Source organism: Lysobacter olei, assembly GCF_054777355.1.
Genome location: NZ_BAAHAT010000003.1, coordinates 132,490 through 146,727, shown reverse-complemented (window position 1 = coordinate 146,727; position 14,238 = coordinate 132,490). Strand labels below are relative to the sequence as shown.

The following is a 14,238-nucleotide window of genomic DNA, read 5'->3' as shown; positions in this document are numbered from 1 at the left end:
GTCGAATCCGCCTATCTGACCCGACGCCGCCCGAAACTCGTCGCGGTCAGAGGGCGCAGTCGCCGGAAAGGCATCGGCACAGCCGGAGCCACTAGCGCCATCAGCACTCGATGACGTTAACGGCCAAGCCTCCGCGCGACGTTTCCTTGTACTTGTCCTGCATGTCGCGCCCGGTGTCCCGCATGGTCTTGATGACCTTGTCCAGCGACACCTTGTGCTTGCCGTCGCCACGCATGGCCATGCGGCTGGCGTTGATCGCCTTCACCGCGCCCATCGCATTGCGCTCGATGCACGGGATCTGCACCAGGCCGCCGATCGGGTCACAGGTGAGGCCGAGGTTGTGCTCCATGCCGATCTCGGCCGCGTTCTCGATCTGGCTGCTGGTGCCGCCGATGGCCGCCGTGAGACCCGCGGCCGCCATCGAGCAGGCCACGCCCACCTCGCCCTGGCAGCCGACCTCCGCGCCGGAGATGGAGGCGTTTTCCTTGTACAGGATGCCCACGGCCGCGGCGGTCAGCAGGAACGTGCGCACGCCGTGGATGCTGGCGCCCGGGCAGAAGCGGTCGTAGTAGTGCAGCACGGACGGGATGATGCCCGCCGCGCCGTTGGTCGGTGCCGTGACCACGCGGCCTCCCGCGGCATTTTCCTCGTTGACCGCGAGTGCATAGAGGTTGACCCAGTCGAGGGTGGTGAGCGGGTCGCGCATCGCGGCTTCGGGGCGCGAGGAGAGCTCGTTGTGCAGCGCGGGTGCCCGTCGGCTTACGTGCAGGCCACCCGGCAGCGTGCCGCCCTCGCGAATGCCGCGCGCCACGCACGCGGACATCGCGGCCCAGATCTCGTCCAGGCCCGCGTGGATTTGTTCCGGCGTGCGCCAGGCCTGCTCGTTGGCGAACATCAGCTCGGCAATGCTGAGGCCACTTTCGGCACAGCGCGCCAGCAGTTCGTCACCGGAGTGGAACGGGTAGGGCAGTTCGGTTTCGTCGGCGACGATGCGGTCTTCGGCCGCCTCGTCCTGGTTGACCACGAAGCCGCCGCCCACCGAGTAATAGTCGCGCGTGGCGATGACCTCGCCATTGCCGTCATAGGCGGTGAAGCGCATGCCATTGGTATGGAACGGCAGCTTCTGCCGCTTGTTCATGATCAGGTCGTGCTTCTCGTCGAAACCGATCTCATGTTCGCCATGCAGGCGGATGCGCTTGCTGGCGCGGATGCGCTCCAACGCCGCCGGAATGATGTCCGGGTCGATGAGATTCGGCATGTGGCCTTCCAGTCCCATCAGCACGGCCTTGTCGGTGCCGTGTCCTCGACCGGTCAGGGCCAGAGAGCCGAACACCTCGGCACGCACCCGGGCGGTGCGCTGCAAGTCGCCGTTCTCCACCAGCCAGCCCTCGACGAAGCGCGCCGCCGCGCGCATCGGCCCGACCGTATGCGAGGAGCTTGGGCCAATGCCGATCTTGAACAGGTCGAAACTGCTGACAGCCACGGGAATCTCCAACCAACCATGCAGGGGGGCGCGGCATCCGGCCGCGGGCAACCCATTATGCTACGCGGGCTGGGGCCGCCTCGCGCGTCGCGACGCTCCGTTCTTGTCCATACGCAATCGCATCGAAAGAGTGACGCCTGCCATGCCCGGATTGACCCTGTTCCAACGCGACGACTGCCATCTCTGCGATCTGGCGCTCGACGTGCTGGCGCAGGCGCGCGTGCCCGAGTTCGAGAGCGTGTTCATCGACGGCGACGACACGCTGGAGGCGTGCTACGGCGACCGGGTGCCCGTCCTGCGGGATGCGCGTCGTGGAACCGAACTGGATTGGCCCTTTGACCTGGAGAAGCTGCGGCGATTCCTGGGCTAGCGTTGGCGTCGCGGCAGCATGCGCCGCAAGGTGTCATCGCGCAGGAACACGTGGTGGAACAACGCTGCGCCCGCGTGCACCAGCACCATCAGCAGCAACAGCCAAAAGCCTGCCTCGTGCGCCGCTTCTGCCAGCGCCCGCATGCCATCGTCCTGCGCCGCCAGCGCGGGCAGGTTGAATGCCTTGAACCATTGCAGCGGGTAGCCGGCGGCTGAGTTCAGCCACCAGCCCGTCAGGGGCATCGCGAACATCATCAGATACAGCCCGACGTGCGTGGCTGAAGCGGCCCATCGCTGCCAGGCCGGGACACCGGGCAGGTGGCGTGGCGCGCCCGCGTACAGGCGCCACGCCAGACGTGCGGCGGCCAGTGCCAGCACCGTCAGTCCCAAGGACTTGTGCAAGGCATACACCGAGACCTTTCGCGGTGAATTGGGCAGGTCTCCCATGCTCAGGCCGATGATGGCAATCACCACGATCGCCAGCGCGATCAGCCAATGCAGCAGCTGGCTGACCCATCCCCAGCGCTCGGGGGTATTCCTGAAGCTCATGAGCGTGGCTCCGCCGCACCGGCCGACGTGGGGGCGCTGCTGCTGCTGCCCGCCCGCTGCGCCCCGGGAGCATCGGGTGCCGATGCTGGCTCGTCATTGCGTGCCCGCACCGCTTCGGCTTCGATGCGCAGCGCAATGTCGTCGCCGATCACGTTAGGCCACGCGCCCATCCCGAACGCCTTGCGGCTGATGGTGCCGGAGGCGGAGAAGCCGGCGGTCCGGCGGAACGGAGGTAGCGGATGGCGCTTGACCGCATTGACGGTGACGTCCAGGCAGAGCGGGGCGGTCACGCCGCGCAGCGTCAGGTCGCCACAGGCCCGCGCATGTGTTGCATCGACAGGGGTGACGGTAGTCGAGACAAAACGCGCCTCGGGATGACGGCTGGCGTCGAGCAGGTTGGCCGCCTGGACCGCCGCGTTCCACTTCGCGTCGCCAAAGTCGAGGCGGCCGAGGGGCAGGGCGATGTCCCAGCGCGTGGCCGCAAGGTCCTCCGGTGTGAACCAGATGGTGCCAGTGCTCCCGGATGCGATCCCCAGCGCCTTCGAAAAGCCCGCGTGGTCAACGGCGACCTGGATCCGGGTATGCACGGGGTCCAGTGCATAGGCCTCCGGCTCGGCGGCACGCGCGTTGCTGCTGGCCAACAAGGTGCCCGCCAGGGCGGCGATCAGGCGAGGGCGTGTCAGCGTCATGGATGGCCCAGGGGTGCGGTGGAGTGATCGATTGTAGGCACGCGGAACGGCTTCACGGTCAATTCGGGACGGGGGGCTCATGGGACGCGGGCTTGCATGCCGCGTCCTCATCGCCCAGCCTTGCCGCGGGGAGAGGCGGTGGAGAGCCGCCAGTCAGTCGTTCAGACCGTGGCGCAGAGGGAGGCGCGGGGCATGCAGGGATGGGGTAAGCGGCTGTTGGCATCGTTGTGCCTGCTGTGGGCACTGGCCCTGCCGGAGGCAGACGCCGGGCTGCCCGAGACGCCGCGCCTGCGGCAGTTGACCGTGGCCGACGGGTTGCCCTCGAACCGGATCAACGACCTGGCCGAGGACCACCACGGCTACCTCTGGATTGCGACCAGCGATGGCCTGGCCCGCTTTGACGGACTGAATTACCGGGTGTGGCGCATCGAGCAGGGACTGCGGGACAACTTCGTCTGGAGCGTCCACGTGGATGCGCGCAATCGCCTGTGGGTGGCCACGCGCATGGCCGGCCTGGCCATGTTGGACGAGGCGCGCCAGGCGTTCCGCTATTTCGACACCCGCAACACGCCGGGGATGGCCAGCAACGACATCTGGACCGTCACGTCCACGGCCAACGGCGACATTTGGTTCGGCACCGCTGACCATGGGCTGTACCGGCTCGACGGCAGGGGCCGCGCCACGCGATTCATGCCCCGCGCCGGCGATCCGCGCAGCGTGCCGCATCCAAGCGTATCGAAGGTGCTGGTCGCGCCGGACGGCACGCTGTGGGTGGGCACCAAGGCCGGCGTTGCGCGGTGGACGGGCCGGGATTTCGAGCGGCTTGCCGAGGCGTCGCTGGGCGCATCGTTGGTGAACGCGATGACCGTGGAGCCGGACGGGACGCTCTGGGTCGGCACCAGCCAGGGGGTGGCCGTGCGTCACCCCGACGGCCGCGTGGATCCTAGCCCCTACGGCCGCGACGGCGTACTGCACGTGTTGCATCGCGATCGGGACGGCAGCCGCTGGCTGGATATTCCCCAAGGGTTGGGGCGGGACAACGACGGCGTGTTGTCCGTGGTGCCGCTTTACAGCCTTTCCAGCCGCGGCAGCGTGCGCCCGCCATGGGTCAAGGCCTACGAGGACCATGAAGGCGGCCTGTGGTTTGCCAGCAGCAGCAACGGGTTGTGGTACCTGCCCCCGAACTGGCGTCAGTTCTCGGTGTTGCCGCGTCGACTGGAGGATCCGGCGTCATTGGCCAATGCCCATGTGCTCGGCGTGGCGCCCTCCCGGGACGGAAACATGTGGCTGGTGGGCACCGGGGGCGTGCTGGACCGGTTCGACCCGGAGTCCGGCGGTGTCGAACATGTACTGCAGGATGTGGGCCAGGGGCTGATCGTGCACTCGGTCCTGGAAGACCAGCGTGGCCGGGTGTGGGTCAGCTACGTCGCAGGCCTGGTCCGGTTCGACCCTCGCACGCGCAGTGTGCGGCGCTGGAGCAGCACGTCCCCGTCGGCGGAAGCGCTCGCATTTGAACCCATCGGGATGGTGGAAGATCGTGATGGCGCCATCTGGATTGCGACGGAGGCCAATGGCCTGCAATTGCGTGACGCCGAGGGGCGCGTGCTGCGTAACCTGTCGCCAGGGGACGACCACGGGCTGCCTCGCGACGTCCAGTTGGTTTCGCTGGCATTGGCGCCGGATGGCCGGCCGTGGGTGCTGGGAAAACACGGCGTCCTGGCATGGAATGGGGCGCGAATGCGGCTTGAGCCCGTGCCCGGCATGCCATCCGCAGACGTGCGCCACGTGGCCTGGGGTACCGACGGGCAGGCATGGATTGCCCGCAACGATGCCATCGAGCGTTATCGAAAGACGGCCAAGGGCTACGAGCGCATGTGGCGCCTGGACGCCAAGGGCGGACTGCCGCAGGTGGTGGCCAACGGCATCACCCTGGATGCCGAAGGCATTGTCTGGTTGACCAGTGTGCGCGGCATCATCCGCGTCGACCCGGATGCGCGAAGCGCACGCGTGTTCGGCGTGGCCGATGGCCTGCCCAGCCAGGAATTCAGCGGGCCGCCGGTCGCGCGCCCGGGCGATGGTCGCATCATGGCGGGGACGCCCGAAGGGTTGGTGCTGTACGACCCCGCGGTGGTGAGGCCTTCAAACCGTCCGCCTCGCCTGGTGCTGGAAGGCATCGAGGTTCGCAACGACGCGGGCGTTCACCGACTGGGTAACGAGGGCGGTTTCCAGTTGGCCCACGACGACCGTGACCTGCGCGTGGCGGCTCGCCTGTTGTCGTTCAACAATGCGTTGACGCACGCCTACCGTTTCCGCCTGGAAGGCCATGACAGTGACTGGGTCGACGTGGGCATGCGGGGGGAGCGCGTATTCAGTGCGCTGGCGCCAGGCAATTACCGGCTGGCAATCCGGGCACGCAACGCCGACAACGTGTGGTCACCGGTCCAGCGAATCGCCTTCGATGTTGCGGCGCCCTGGTGGCGTACGCCGGCGGCAGCGACCGGTGCCGCGGCGCTGGCGCTGCTGCTGGCGTGGTGGTTTGTCCAGGTCTACCGCCTTCGCCTGCGGCGCCGTCATGCGCTGCAGATGGCGCGGCACGAGCGGCAAATGGCCGAGCAGGCATCGCTGGCCAAGACCCGGTTCCTTGCCACGCTTGGGCACGAAGTCCGTACGCCGATGACCGGCGTGCTGGGCATGAGTGAGCTCCTGCTGGGCACGTCCTTGGACCGGCAGCAGCACGGCTATGTCGAATCGATCCGGCGTGCCGGCGAGCGGCTGCTGCGTCTGGTGAACGACGCGCTGGACTTGGCGCGCATCGAGTCGGGCAAGCTGGAGCTCGACCTCCAGCCCTTTGATCCGCGCGCGCTGGTGGAGGAAACGGTGGCCCTGATGGCGCCGCTGGCGCGGCAGAAGGGACTGGCGTTCCAGACCCACGTCGCGGACGAACTGCCCGCCGGCCTGCTGGGCGACGCGAACCGGATCGCGCAGATCCTGACCAATCTGTTGGCCAATGCCATCAAGTTCACCGAGCACGGCAGCGTTTCGCTGCGCGTGGGCACCCTGTCACCCGCAGGCCTGGTCCTGGAGGTTGCCGATACCGGTCCTGGCCTGAGCGAAGAGCAGGCGGCGCGCCTGTTCCGTCGCTTCGAGCAGGCCGACGGTGCGCGTACCGCCGCGCGTTACGGCGGTAGCGGTCTGGGGCTGGCGATCTGCCAGGAACTGGCGGGGGCGATGGGGGGCCGGATCAGCGTTTCAGGGGCATTGGGCGAAGGGGCGCGCTTCACGGTGCACTTGCCACTGGATGAGGCCGCGCCACCCGTGGACGCGCATGCCGAAGCCCGGGCCGCGCGGCCATCGGGTGCAGCCGCCAATGCCACGCACGCGCTGAGCATCCTGCTGGTGGAAGACGACGCCACCGTGGCGGACGTGGTGGCCGGGCTGCTGCAGGCGCAGGGGCATCGCGTGCACCACGCGCCCCACGCGCTCGCCGCCTTTGCCGCCACCGCCTCGCAGGCATTCGATGTGGTCCTGCTCGACCTGGATTTGCCCGGGATGGACGGCTTGAGCGTGGCGCGCCAGGTGCGCGCACGCGCGTTCCAGGGGCCGCTGGTGGCGCTCACCGCGCGGTCAGACGAGGCGGCCGTGGAGCAGGCGCTGGAGGCGGGATTCAACCGCTTCCTGCGCAAGCCGGTGACCGGCGCGATGTTGGCTGAGGTACTGGCGGGTTTGGCGGGGAACCCCGCCAACAGCGCGTGAGACAACGGGTGCGCCGACTGGCGCACCCGCCTCAATGTTGCTCAGCGGCGGCTGTGCGCGTGCACCGCGTCGACCAGCACGGCCACGTGTTCGGGGTTCATGTCCGGCGACATGCCGTGGCCCAGGTTGAACACATGGCCTTCGCGAGAACCGTTGTTGCCGTCGCGGTAGCTGTCCAGTGCACGGCCCACTTCGGCACGGATGGCATCGGGCGACGCGTACAAGGTCACCGGGTCGAGGTTGCCCTGCAACGCGACCTTGCCGCCGGTGCGGCGCGCGGCATCGCCCAGGTCCACGGTCCAGTCGATGCCCACGCCTTCGGTGCCGGTGGCGGCCAACTCTTCGACGTAGGCACCGTTGCCCTTGCCGAATAGGATCAGCGGGGTGCGGTCGGCGCCTTCGCCACGCGGCAGTTCCTGCGCGATGCGCTTGAGGTAGCGCAGCGAGAACTCGCGGTACATGGCCGGTGACAGCACCCCGCCCCAGGTGTCGAACACCTGCAGCGCCTGAGCGCCGGCCGCGCGTTGCGCCGACAGGTAGGCGATCACGGCGTCAGTGGTGACTTCCAGCAGTCGGTGCATCGCGGCCGGATCGTTGAGCGCCAGCGACTTCACCCGCGCGTAGTCCTTGCTGCCGCCGCCTTCGACCATGTAGCAGGCCAGCGTCCACGGGCTGCCGGAGAAGCCGATCAGCGGCACGCTCCCGTTGAGTTCGCGGCGGATCAGGCTGACCGCGTCCATCACGTAGCGCAGCTCGGTGCCCATGTCGGGCACGGCCAATTTGGCGATGTCGGCGGCGCTGCGCACCGGTCGCTCGAACTTGGGGCCTTCGCCTTCCACGAAGTACAGGCCCAGGCCCATCGCGTCGGGCACGGTCAGGATGTCGGAGAACAGGATGGCCGCGTCCAGCGGGAAGCGGCGCAGCGGCTGCAGCGTCACTTCGCAGGCAATCTCCGGGTTCTTGGCCATGCCGAGAAAGCTGCCGGCGGCGGCGCGGGTCGCTCGGTACTCCGGCAGGTAGCGGCCGGCCTGGCGCATCAGCCACACCGGCGTGCAGTCGACCGGCTCCCGGCGCAGGGCACGGAGAAAGCGATCGTTGGTCAGCGGGGCGTAGGCAGTCATGCGGAAGTCCTCAGGCGCCAAGTGGCGCGGTGCGGTCAGGAAACGGAGTGGGAGGCGCGCCGGTCAGTCGTGCGCGACACGTGCGATACGTCGGGGGTGGCCACCAGGACGGCGCAAAGGTCGGGGCGCCCAAGGGTGGCGCCGCTCACCGCGGCGCGTCCGCGCCCTGGGTGAACATCAGCTGGAAGCCGCGCTTGATGTGCTGGTCGCGCGCTTTCTCCAGCGCGGCCAGCGCGCTGTCCTGGTCCATGAACTGGTCGCGGCGCAGCTGGCTGCGCCCGCCGATCTGGCCGGACTCACGCACCAGCGTCCACCCGCCTAAAAGGTCGGGTTGCAGCATCAATTGCACGAAGCGGGGAGCTTCGTGGCCCTCGGGCCGTTGTTGCAGGAGCAGGCGCATGGCCTGCCATTGTAGCCGCAGCTTGGCTCAGCCGTGGGCCAGCACGCGCCGCACGGCCTCCTCGTCCACGCCCGACGTGATGCAGGCCTTGCCCGCTCCCGTCCACAGCACGAAGCGCAGGCCGCGGGCGTCGGCCTTCTTGTCCAGGCGCATGCGCGCCAGCAGGGCCTCGGGCGCCAGTCCCGGGGGCACGGCGGTCGGCAGGCCCAGCCGCGTCAACAGCCGTTGCAGCCGGTCGGCATCGCCGGCAGGCGCCATGCCCAGTGCCGCGGACAGTCGTGCCGCCAGCACCATGCCCACGGCCACCGCCTCCCCATGGTTGAGGCCTTCCCCGGTGGTGCCGGCGTAGCCCTGCTCGGTTTCGATGGCATGGCCGAAGGTGTGGCCGAAGTTCAGCATGGCCCGGTCGCCATGCTCGAACGGGTCGCGCGCCACGACGTCGGCCTTGTACTCGCACGATTGCGCGATGGCGTGTGCCAGGGCCGTGTCATCCCGCGCCAGCAGCGCCTCCGCATGGCCTTCGAGCCAGTGCAGGAATTGTGCGTCGAAAATCGCACCGTACTTGACCACTTCGGCCAGCCCGGCGCGCAACTCGCGGTCGGGGAGGGTGCGCAGCGTGGCCGTATCGGCGATCACCGCGCACGGCGGGTGGAAAGCACCGACCAGGTTCTTGCCGGCCGGCAGGTCCACCGCGGTCTTGCCGCCCACCGACGAATCCACCATGGCCAGCAGCGAGGTGGGGAGTTGCACGCAGTCGATGCCGCGCATCCAGCAGGCGGCGGCGAAGCCCGCCAGGTCGCCCACCACGCCGCCGCCCAGCGCCAGCACGGTGGCGTCGCGGGTGGCACCCATGGCGGCCAGCGCCTCGACGCACTCGCCGAAGCGCGCCAGGGTCTTCTCATGCTCGCCCGGCGCGATCACGAAGCGGCGGATCACCAGGTCCGGGCGGGACGCACGCAACGCCGCCTCGACCTTGTCGGCATACAGCGACGCCACGTTGCCATCGCTGACGATCAGCGCATGGCGCCCGCGCAGCGTGTGTGCCAGCCGGGTTCCATCGCCCAGCAACTCCGGGCCAATGGCGATGGGGTAGTGGTAGTCACCGCCCACCTTGACCGTGCGGACCGTGTTCATGCGGTTGCTCCCTGTCGCATCCAGTGGGTGCCCAGCTGCTCGGCCAGCCGCGTGGTGGCCTGGTCCGGGGTGAGCCCGGTCGTGTCGAAAACGAGGTCCGCCACGTTCCGGTACAACGGCGTGCGCGCGGCGGCGAGGTCTTGAAGAACCTGCCCGCGGTCAGGTCGCGCCAGCAGCGGGCGGTCCCTGTCGTCGGCCAGGCGCGCCAGTTGCGTCGCCACGTCCACCGGCAGGTAGACCACGAACGCCCGCTCGCGCATCGCCTGTCGACTTTCGGCATCCAGAACGGCGCCGCCGCCGGTCGCGATCAGCACCCCTTCTTCCGCCAGCAGCTTCGCCAGGGCGGCCTTCTCACGGGCACGGAAGCCGGCCTCGCCCTCGCGCGCGAAGATGGCCGCGACGCTGTCGCCCGCCTCGTGTTCCACGGCCAGGTCCACGTCCCGCAGGCCCAGACCCAGTCGCGCGGCCAGGGCGCGACCCAGCGTGGTCTTGCCCGCGCCCATGGGGCCGACGAGGACGAGGTTGGCGGCGGGATTCATACGGCCATTGTAGGGGCCTGACCGGGCCGCCGGCGGGGCCGTTTCGTGCGCAACCCACTGCGCGGCCTTAACGCCGGCACGCCTAAGGTCAGAGCCCCGCGCCATTCCGGTCGCGGTCACCAGGAGACTTGCCATGGCCATCGCCAAGGTCATCGAACTGAACGCATCGTCCAAGACCAGCATGGAAGACGCGGTGAAGAGTGGGCTGAAGAAGTGCGCTGAATCGGTGAAGAACATCAAGGGCGCGTGGGTCAACGAGACCAAGGTTGTCACGGACAACGAGGGCAACGTCACCGAATGGCGGGTCAACATGCGCGTGTCGTTCGTCGTCGAGTGAGTCCGGCGGCCGGCGTCGCCCCGGCGCGCTGCGCGCCGGGGTTTGATCAGGATCAGGCGCACCCCCCGTGCGGATGGCGCACAATGCAGCGCATGAACGCGCCTGATCTGCTGGACGAAGCCCTCGCCACCTTCGAAACGCTGTTCGCCGAGGCCTCCGCGGCCGGCGAACCGGACCCCACCGCGATGACCGTGGCCACCGCCACCGCGGAAGGGCGCCCCTCCGCGCGCGTGGTGCTGCTCAAGGCGCGGGACCGCCAGGGCTTCGTGTTCTATACCCACCTCGATGGCCGCAAGGGACGCGAGTTGCAGGCCAACCCGCAGGCCGCGCTGCTGTTCCATTGGCCGCGCGTGCGCAATGGCGTGCAGGTGCGCGTGGAAGGTGCGGTCGAAGTCGTCACCGACGCCGAGGCCGACGCCTATTTCGCCTCACGCCCGCGCGTCAGCCAGTTGGGCGCCTGGGCTTCGAAGCAGTCCCGGACGCTGCCCGATCGCGACACCTTCGAGCAGCGCCTGGCCGAGGTCGAGCGCGAGTACGAGGGGCGTGACGTGCCGCGTCCGCCGCGCTGGACGGGCTTTCGCGTCAAGCCTGTCGCGATCGAGTTCTGGTACGGCGCGGACTTCCGCCTGCACGAGCGCCAGCATTACGAGGTCGACGCCGCCGGCCAGTGGTCGCGGCGCATGCTGTACCCCTGATTGCGCTGTTGCCCCGCGCGGTCGTTGGGCACAATGGCGCGATGGGACCCCAACGCATCGTCTGCCTGACCGAAGAACCCACCGAGACGCTGTACGCACTGGGTGAGCAGCACCGCATCGTCGGCATCAGTGGCTTCACCGTGCGTCCGGCGATCGCGCGCAAGGAAAAACCCAAGGTCAGTGCCTTCACCAGCGCGAAGATCGGCGAGATCCTGCGATTGCAGCCGGACTTCGTCATCGGTTTTTCCGACATCCAGGCCGACATCGCCGCCGAGTTGATCCGCCACGGCGTGGAGGTGTGGATCAGCAACCACCGCAGCGTGGATGGCATCCTCGATTACATCCGGCGCCTGGGTGCGCTGGTCGGGGCGGGCGAGCGCGCGGCGGACTATGCCGACACGCTGCAACGTGGCTTGGACGATATCGCCGGGCAGGCCGCCCGCCTGTCGCGCCGACCCAAGGTCTACTTCGAAGAGTGGGATGACCCGATGATCACCGGCATCCGCTGGGTGTCGGAACTGGTGCGGATCGCGGGCGGCGATGACATCTTTCCGGAGCGCGCGACCGAGCCGCTCGCCAAGGGACGCATCCTGGCCGACGGGAGCGACGTGATTGCGCGCGCGCCGGACATCATCCTGGGCTCGTGGTGCGGCAAGAAGTTCCGCCCGGAGAAGGTGGCTGCGCGCCCGGGCTGGCAAGAGGTTCCGGCCGTGCGCGGGGGCTGGCTGCACGAAATCAAGTCGCCGGCCATCCTGCAGCCGGGACCGGCCGCGTTGACCGATGGCGTGCACGAGATCGCCAGGGTCATCCAGGCGTGGGCGCGCGGCGATGCGCCCGTCACCCTCAGCGCGGATAGAACTCGCGGCTGAACTGCATCGTCGACCGGGCGCCCCCCTCGCGCACGATGGCCAGCTCGAAGCGCAAGGTGTCGGGCAGGTCGATTTCAGCGGTGCCGACGTAATCCAGCAGGTCGCCCGTGCGCAACTCGCGCATCGTGATGTCCTGGCGCCGTCCGCGCAGGTCGACGGCGGTGGCGGTGACGGTGGCCGGCAGCGCCGTTTCCTGTGCCTCCGGCCCTTGCCGTACCGCCACCAGCAGCAACGCCAGCCGGTCGCTCCGGGCGATGCCGTACTGCATGGCCACCGGCTCCGACAGCGACGAGGTCTGCACCACGCTGGCGCGGATGGTGACGTCCCCGATGCGGGTCACCGCCTCCTGCGGCGCGGAAGGGGCGGTGGCCGACAGCGCAGGCCGGGAAGGGCCGTCGCCACCGCAACCGGACACGGCCAGCGCAACCAGCAGCAACGCCGCAAGGCGTGGAATCGAAGCGAGGCCCCCCCCAGGCCAGGAACGGCCGTGGCGGGACGTCGGGTGCGGGCGGGCGGTCATGGGACGGTCACTCCTGGCTGGCAGCGGATCAGTGCGGCGCCTGACTACAGGCGCCGGTGGCGTGCCCCTCAGTCGTTGGCCGCCGACAGCTGGCGACCGCGCTCGGTGGCGGCATCGATGGCGCGCGCCACCAGGGCACGGAACCCCCCGGCCTCGAAGGTCTCGATGGCGGCCTGCGTCGTGCCGCCGGGTGAGGTCACGCGGGCGCGCAGTTCGTCGGCCGGCTCGTTGCGTTCGGTCAACATGCGGGCCGCCCCGAGCAGCGTCTGCGTGGCGAGCACGCGGGCCGCTGCGGGGTCGAGCCCCTGTGCCTCGCCGGCCTGCTGCATGGCCTCGGCCAGCAGGAAGGCATAGGCGGGACCGCTTCCGGACACGGCGGTCACGGCGTCCATGAGGCGCTCGTCGTCGATCCACACCGTCGCACCTACCGCGCCGAGGAGCGCCGCGGCGCGGGAGCGGCCCCCGTTGTCCGTCGCCGCGTTGGCGAACAGTCCGGTGACGCCGGCGCCCAGCAGCGCCGGGGTGTTGGGCATGGTCCGCACCACCGACAGTCCGCCCCCCAGCCAGCGATCCAACTGTCCCGTGGTGATGCCCGCGGCGATGGACACCACCAGCGGGCGCCCGGTTTGCGCCGGTGCGGACAGACCCTCGCACACGCCGCGCATGACCTGCGGCTTCACCGCCATCACCCAGGTGTCGGACCCCTGCACCGCATCGGCGGCGTGTTCGAAGGTGTGTACGCCAAAGTCCTGCTGCAGCGCATGTCGCAGCACATCCACCGGCTCGGCGACCCGGATCGTCGACGGGTCGGCGCCGCGTGCGACGAGTCCACCGATCAGGCTGCGCGCCATGTTGCCGCCACCGATGAAGGCTAGATTGGGGGTGTCTTGCGGATTCATGCGGCTTCCTGCGTGTTAGGGGGCTGGGTTACGGGTGAGGGCGGGGCCGTTGTCCTGGGGGTCATTACGGCACAAGGTCGCCGATCGGATGCGGGGGGCGTTACTGGGAGGTCGGCCGCTTCCCGAACAGGGCCGTGCCCACCCGCACCATGGTCGCACCTTCGGCAATGGCCACAGGGTGGTCGTCACTCATGCCCATCGACAGCGTGTCGACACCGGGGTGGTCCTCGTGCAAGGCCTCATACAGCTCGCGCACCCGGGCGAAGGCGGCACGACGAAGCGCCAGGTCCGGCCAGGGCGTGGGAATGGCCATCAGCCCGCGCAGCCTCAGCCGTGGCTCGGATGCGATGGCGCGGGCCAGGGCCGCGACCTCCTCGGGCCGGCAGCCGTGTTTGCTGGCCTCGTCATCGATGTTGACCTGCACCAGCACGTTCAGCGGCGGGCGGTCGGGGTCGCGATGGTGGGCAAGCGCGGTCACCAGCTTCTGCCGGTCCACGGTCTGCACCCAGTCGAACAACTGCGCGGCATCCTTGGCCTTGTTGGACTGCAGGTGGCCAATGAGGTGCCACTCCAGTCCAAGGGGCGCCAGTTCGACGATCTTGGCCGCCGCTTCCTGCACGTAGTTCTCACCAAAGGCACGCTGGCCGGCGGCGGCCAGCTCAGCGACCCGAGCCGCCGGCTGCATCTTGCTGACGGCCAGCAGGCGCGGGGTTGGCCGGTTGGCTGAACGGGCTGCGTTATCAAGTTGCCGAAGTACGTCCTGAAGGGCGCTCGCGAGCACGACGGTGGTCTCGTCCATTGGGTGGATTGGCGACGCAGGTACAGGTCTATACTGCTTCGCAAGGGGTAGTATCGTTCCAACTTGCCGGTCGCGCGACCGG

At 69.1% G+C, this 14,238-nt stretch carries 15 protein-coding genes; 5 read left to right on the top strand and 10 right to left on the bottom strand.

The window, feature by feature from the left end; all coding sequences use genetic code 11:
- Window positions 1-100: 100 nt before the first annotated feature.
- Window positions 101-1,483 carry an L-serine ammonia-lyase gene (locus ACYVBS_RS05610; RefSeq protein WP_460822353.1) on the bottom strand — a complete coding sequence of 461 codons (1,383 nt, stop codon included), beginning with the start codon at window positions 1,481-1,483 and terminating at the stop codon, window positions 101-103.
- 142 nt (window positions 1,484-1,625) lie between these two features.
- On the opposite strand from ACYVBS_RS05610, the gene ACYVBS_RS05605 reads away from it, so the two are divergent.
- Window positions 1,626-1,853, top strand: a complete 228-nt coding sequence (locus tag ACYVBS_RS05605) for a glutaredoxin family protein (protein ID WP_460822352.1) — start codon at window positions 1,626-1,628, stop codon at window positions 1,851-1,853.
- Here the strand turns inward: ACYVBS_RS05605 and ACYVBS_RS05600 are convergent.
- Window positions 1,850-2,401 (bottom strand): cytochrome b, encoded by a 552-nt coding sequence (locus tag ACYVBS_RS05600; protein ID WP_460822351.1) that lies wholly within the window; start codon window positions 2,399-2,401, stop codon window positions 1,850-1,852. The genes ACYVBS_RS05605 and ACYVBS_RS05600 overlap by 4 nt on opposite strands.
- Window positions 2,398-3,090, bottom strand: coding sequence for a YceI family protein (locus ACYVBS_RS05595; RefSeq protein ID WP_460822350.1), 693 nt, complete (start codon window positions 3,088-3,090; stop codon window positions 2,398-2,400). Before ACYVBS_RS05595 ends, ACYVBS_RS05600 begins: the two co-directional genes overlap by 4 nt.
- 192 nt (window positions 3,091-3,282) lie before the next feature.
- On the opposite strand from ACYVBS_RS05595, the gene ACYVBS_RS05590 reads away from it, so the two are divergent.
- Window positions 3,283-6,843 (top strand): two-component regulator propeller domain-containing protein, encoded by a 3,561-nt coding sequence (locus tag ACYVBS_RS05590; protein ID WP_460822349.1) that lies wholly within the window; start codon window positions 3,283-3,285, stop codon window positions 6,841-6,843.
- Between the two features lie 41 nt (window positions 6,844-6,884).
- On the opposite strand, the gene hemE is transcribed toward ACYVBS_RS05590, so the two are convergent.
- The 4 genes from hemE to ACYVBS_RS05570 all read right to left on the bottom strand — a co-directional run bounded on the left by hemE (window position 6,885) and on the right by ACYVBS_RS05570 (window position 10,037).
- Window positions 6,885-7,964: a uroporphyrinogen decarboxylase gene (gene hemE, locus ACYVBS_RS05585; protein ID WP_460822347.1), complete on the bottom strand. Its 1,080-nt coding sequence runs from the start codon at window positions 7,962-7,964 to the stop codon at window positions 6,885-6,887.
- A 145-nt stretch (window positions 7,965-8,109) separates the two neighbouring features.
- Window positions 8,110-8,364, bottom strand: coding sequence for a WGR domain-containing protein (locus tag ACYVBS_RS05580; protein WP_460822346.1), 255 nt, complete (start codon window positions 8,362-8,364; stop codon window positions 8,110-8,112).
- Window positions 8,365-8,391: 27 nt separating this feature from the next.
- Window positions 8,392-9,498, bottom strand: coding sequence for a 3-dehydroquinate synthase (gene aroB / locus ACYVBS_RS05575; RefSeq protein WP_460822344.1), 1,107 nt, complete (start codon window positions 9,496-9,498; stop codon window positions 8,392-8,394).
- Window positions 9,495-10,037, bottom strand: coding sequence for a shikimate kinase (locus ACYVBS_RS05570; protein ID WP_460822343.1), 543 nt, complete (start codon window positions 10,035-10,037; stop codon window positions 9,495-9,497). The genes aroB and ACYVBS_RS05570 overlap by 4 nt, the downstream gene beginning before the upstream one ends.
- Window positions 10,038-10,170: 133 nt before the next feature.
- On the opposite strand from ACYVBS_RS05570, the gene ACYVBS_RS05565 reads away from it, so the two are divergent.
- The 3 genes from ACYVBS_RS05565 to ACYVBS_RS05555 all read left to right on the top strand — a co-directional run bounded on the left by ACYVBS_RS05565 (window position 10,171) and on the right by ACYVBS_RS05555 (window position 11,938).
- Entirely contained in the window at window positions 10,171-10,374 is a 204-nt protein-coding gene (locus ACYVBS_RS05565; protein WP_460822341.1) for a dodecin family protein, read from the top strand.
- A gap of 92 nt (window positions 10,375-10,466) precedes the next feature.
- Complete coding sequence (gene pdxH, locus ACYVBS_RS05560; RefSeq protein ID WP_460822340.1) at window positions 10,467-11,069, top strand: pyridoxamine 5'-phosphate oxidase; 603 nt, start codon at window positions 10,467-10,469, stop codon at window positions 11,067-11,069.
- A gap of 41 nt (window positions 11,070-11,110) precedes the next feature.
- Complete coding sequence (locus tag ACYVBS_RS05555) at window positions 11,111-11,938, top strand: ABC transporter substrate-binding protein (RefSeq protein WP_460822339.1); 828 nt, start codon at window positions 11,111-11,113, stop codon at window positions 11,936-11,938.
- On the opposite strand, the gene ACYVBS_RS05550 is transcribed toward ACYVBS_RS05555, so the two are convergent.
- The 3 genes from ACYVBS_RS05550 to ACYVBS_RS05540 all read right to left on the bottom strand — a co-directional run bounded on the left by ACYVBS_RS05550 (window position 11,913) and on the right by ACYVBS_RS05540 (window position 14,156).
- Complete coding sequence (locus ACYVBS_RS05550) at window positions 11,913-12,458, bottom strand: DUF4426 domain-containing protein (RefSeq protein WP_460822338.1); 546 nt, start codon at window positions 12,456-12,458, stop codon at window positions 11,913-11,915. The genes ACYVBS_RS05555 and ACYVBS_RS05550 overlap by 26 nt on opposite strands.
- Before the next feature lie 68 nt (window positions 12,459-12,526).
- Window positions 12,527-13,357: a pyrroline-5-carboxylate reductase gene (gene proC / locus ACYVBS_RS05545; protein ID WP_460822337.1), complete on the bottom strand. Its 831-nt coding sequence runs from the start codon at window positions 13,355-13,357 to the stop codon at window positions 12,527-12,529.
- Window positions 13,358-13,457: 100 nt separating this feature from the next.
- Window positions 13,458-14,156 carry a YggS family pyridoxal phosphate-dependent enzyme gene (locus ACYVBS_RS05540; RefSeq protein WP_460822336.1) on the bottom strand — a complete coding sequence of 233 codons (699 nt, stop codon included), beginning with the start codon at window positions 14,154-14,156 and terminating at the stop codon, window positions 13,458-13,460.
- Between the last annotated feature and the right edge of the window lie 82 nt (window positions 14,157-14,238).

Coding starts and splice junctions, on each gene's coding strand:
- ACYVBS_RS05605 (WP_460822352.1), top strand. CDS start 1,626: ATGCCCGGATTGACCCTGTTCCAACGCGACGACTGCCATCTCTGCGAT.
- ACYVBS_RS05600 (WP_460822351.1), bottom strand. CDS start 2,401: ATGAGCTTCAGGAATACCCCCGAGCGCTGGGGATGGGTCAGCCAGCTG.
- ACYVBS_RS05595 (WP_460822350.1), bottom strand. CDS start 3,090: ATGACGCTGACACGCCCTCGCCTGATCGCCGCCCTGGCGGGCACCTTG.
- ACYVBS_RS05590 (WP_460822349.1), top strand. CDS start 3,283: ATGCAGGGATGGGGTAAGCGGCTGTTGGCATCGTTGTGCCTGCTGTGG.
- hemE (WP_460822347.1), bottom strand. CDS start 7,964: ATGACTGCCTACGCCCCGCTGACCAACGATCGCTTTCTCCGTGCCCTG.
- ACYVBS_RS05580 (WP_460822346.1), bottom strand. CDS start 8,364: ATGCGCCTGCTCCTGCAACAACGGCCCGAGGGCCACGAAGCTCCCCGC.
- aroB (WP_460822344.1), bottom strand. CDS start 9,498: ATGAACACGGTCCGCACGGTCAAGGTGGGCGGTGACTACCACTACCCC.
- ACYVBS_RS05570 (WP_460822343.1), bottom strand. CDS start 10,037: ATGAATCCCGCCGCCAACCTCGTCCTCGTCGGCCCCATGGGCGCGGGC.
- ACYVBS_RS05565 (WP_460822341.1), top strand. CDS start 10,171: ATGGCCATCGCCAAGGTCATCGAACTGAACGCATCGTCCAAGACCAGC.
- pdxH (WP_460822340.1), top strand. CDS start 10,467: ATGAACGCGCCTGATCTGCTGGACGAAGCCCTCGCCACCTTCGAAACG.
- ACYVBS_RS05555 (WP_460822339.1), top strand. CDS start 11,111: ATGGGACCCCAACGCATCGTCTGCCTGACCGAAGAACCCACCGAGACG.
- ACYVBS_RS05550 (WP_460822338.1), bottom strand. CDS start 12,458: ATGACCGCCCGCCCGCACCCGACGTCCCGCCACGGCCGTTCCTGGCCT.
- proC (WP_460822337.1), bottom strand. CDS start 13,357: ATGAATCCGCAAGACACCCCCAATCTAGCCTTCATCGGTGGCGGCAAC.
- ACYVBS_RS05540 (WP_460822336.1), bottom strand. CDS start 14,156: ATGGACGAGACCACCGTCGTGCTCGCGAGCGCCCTTCAGGACGTACTT.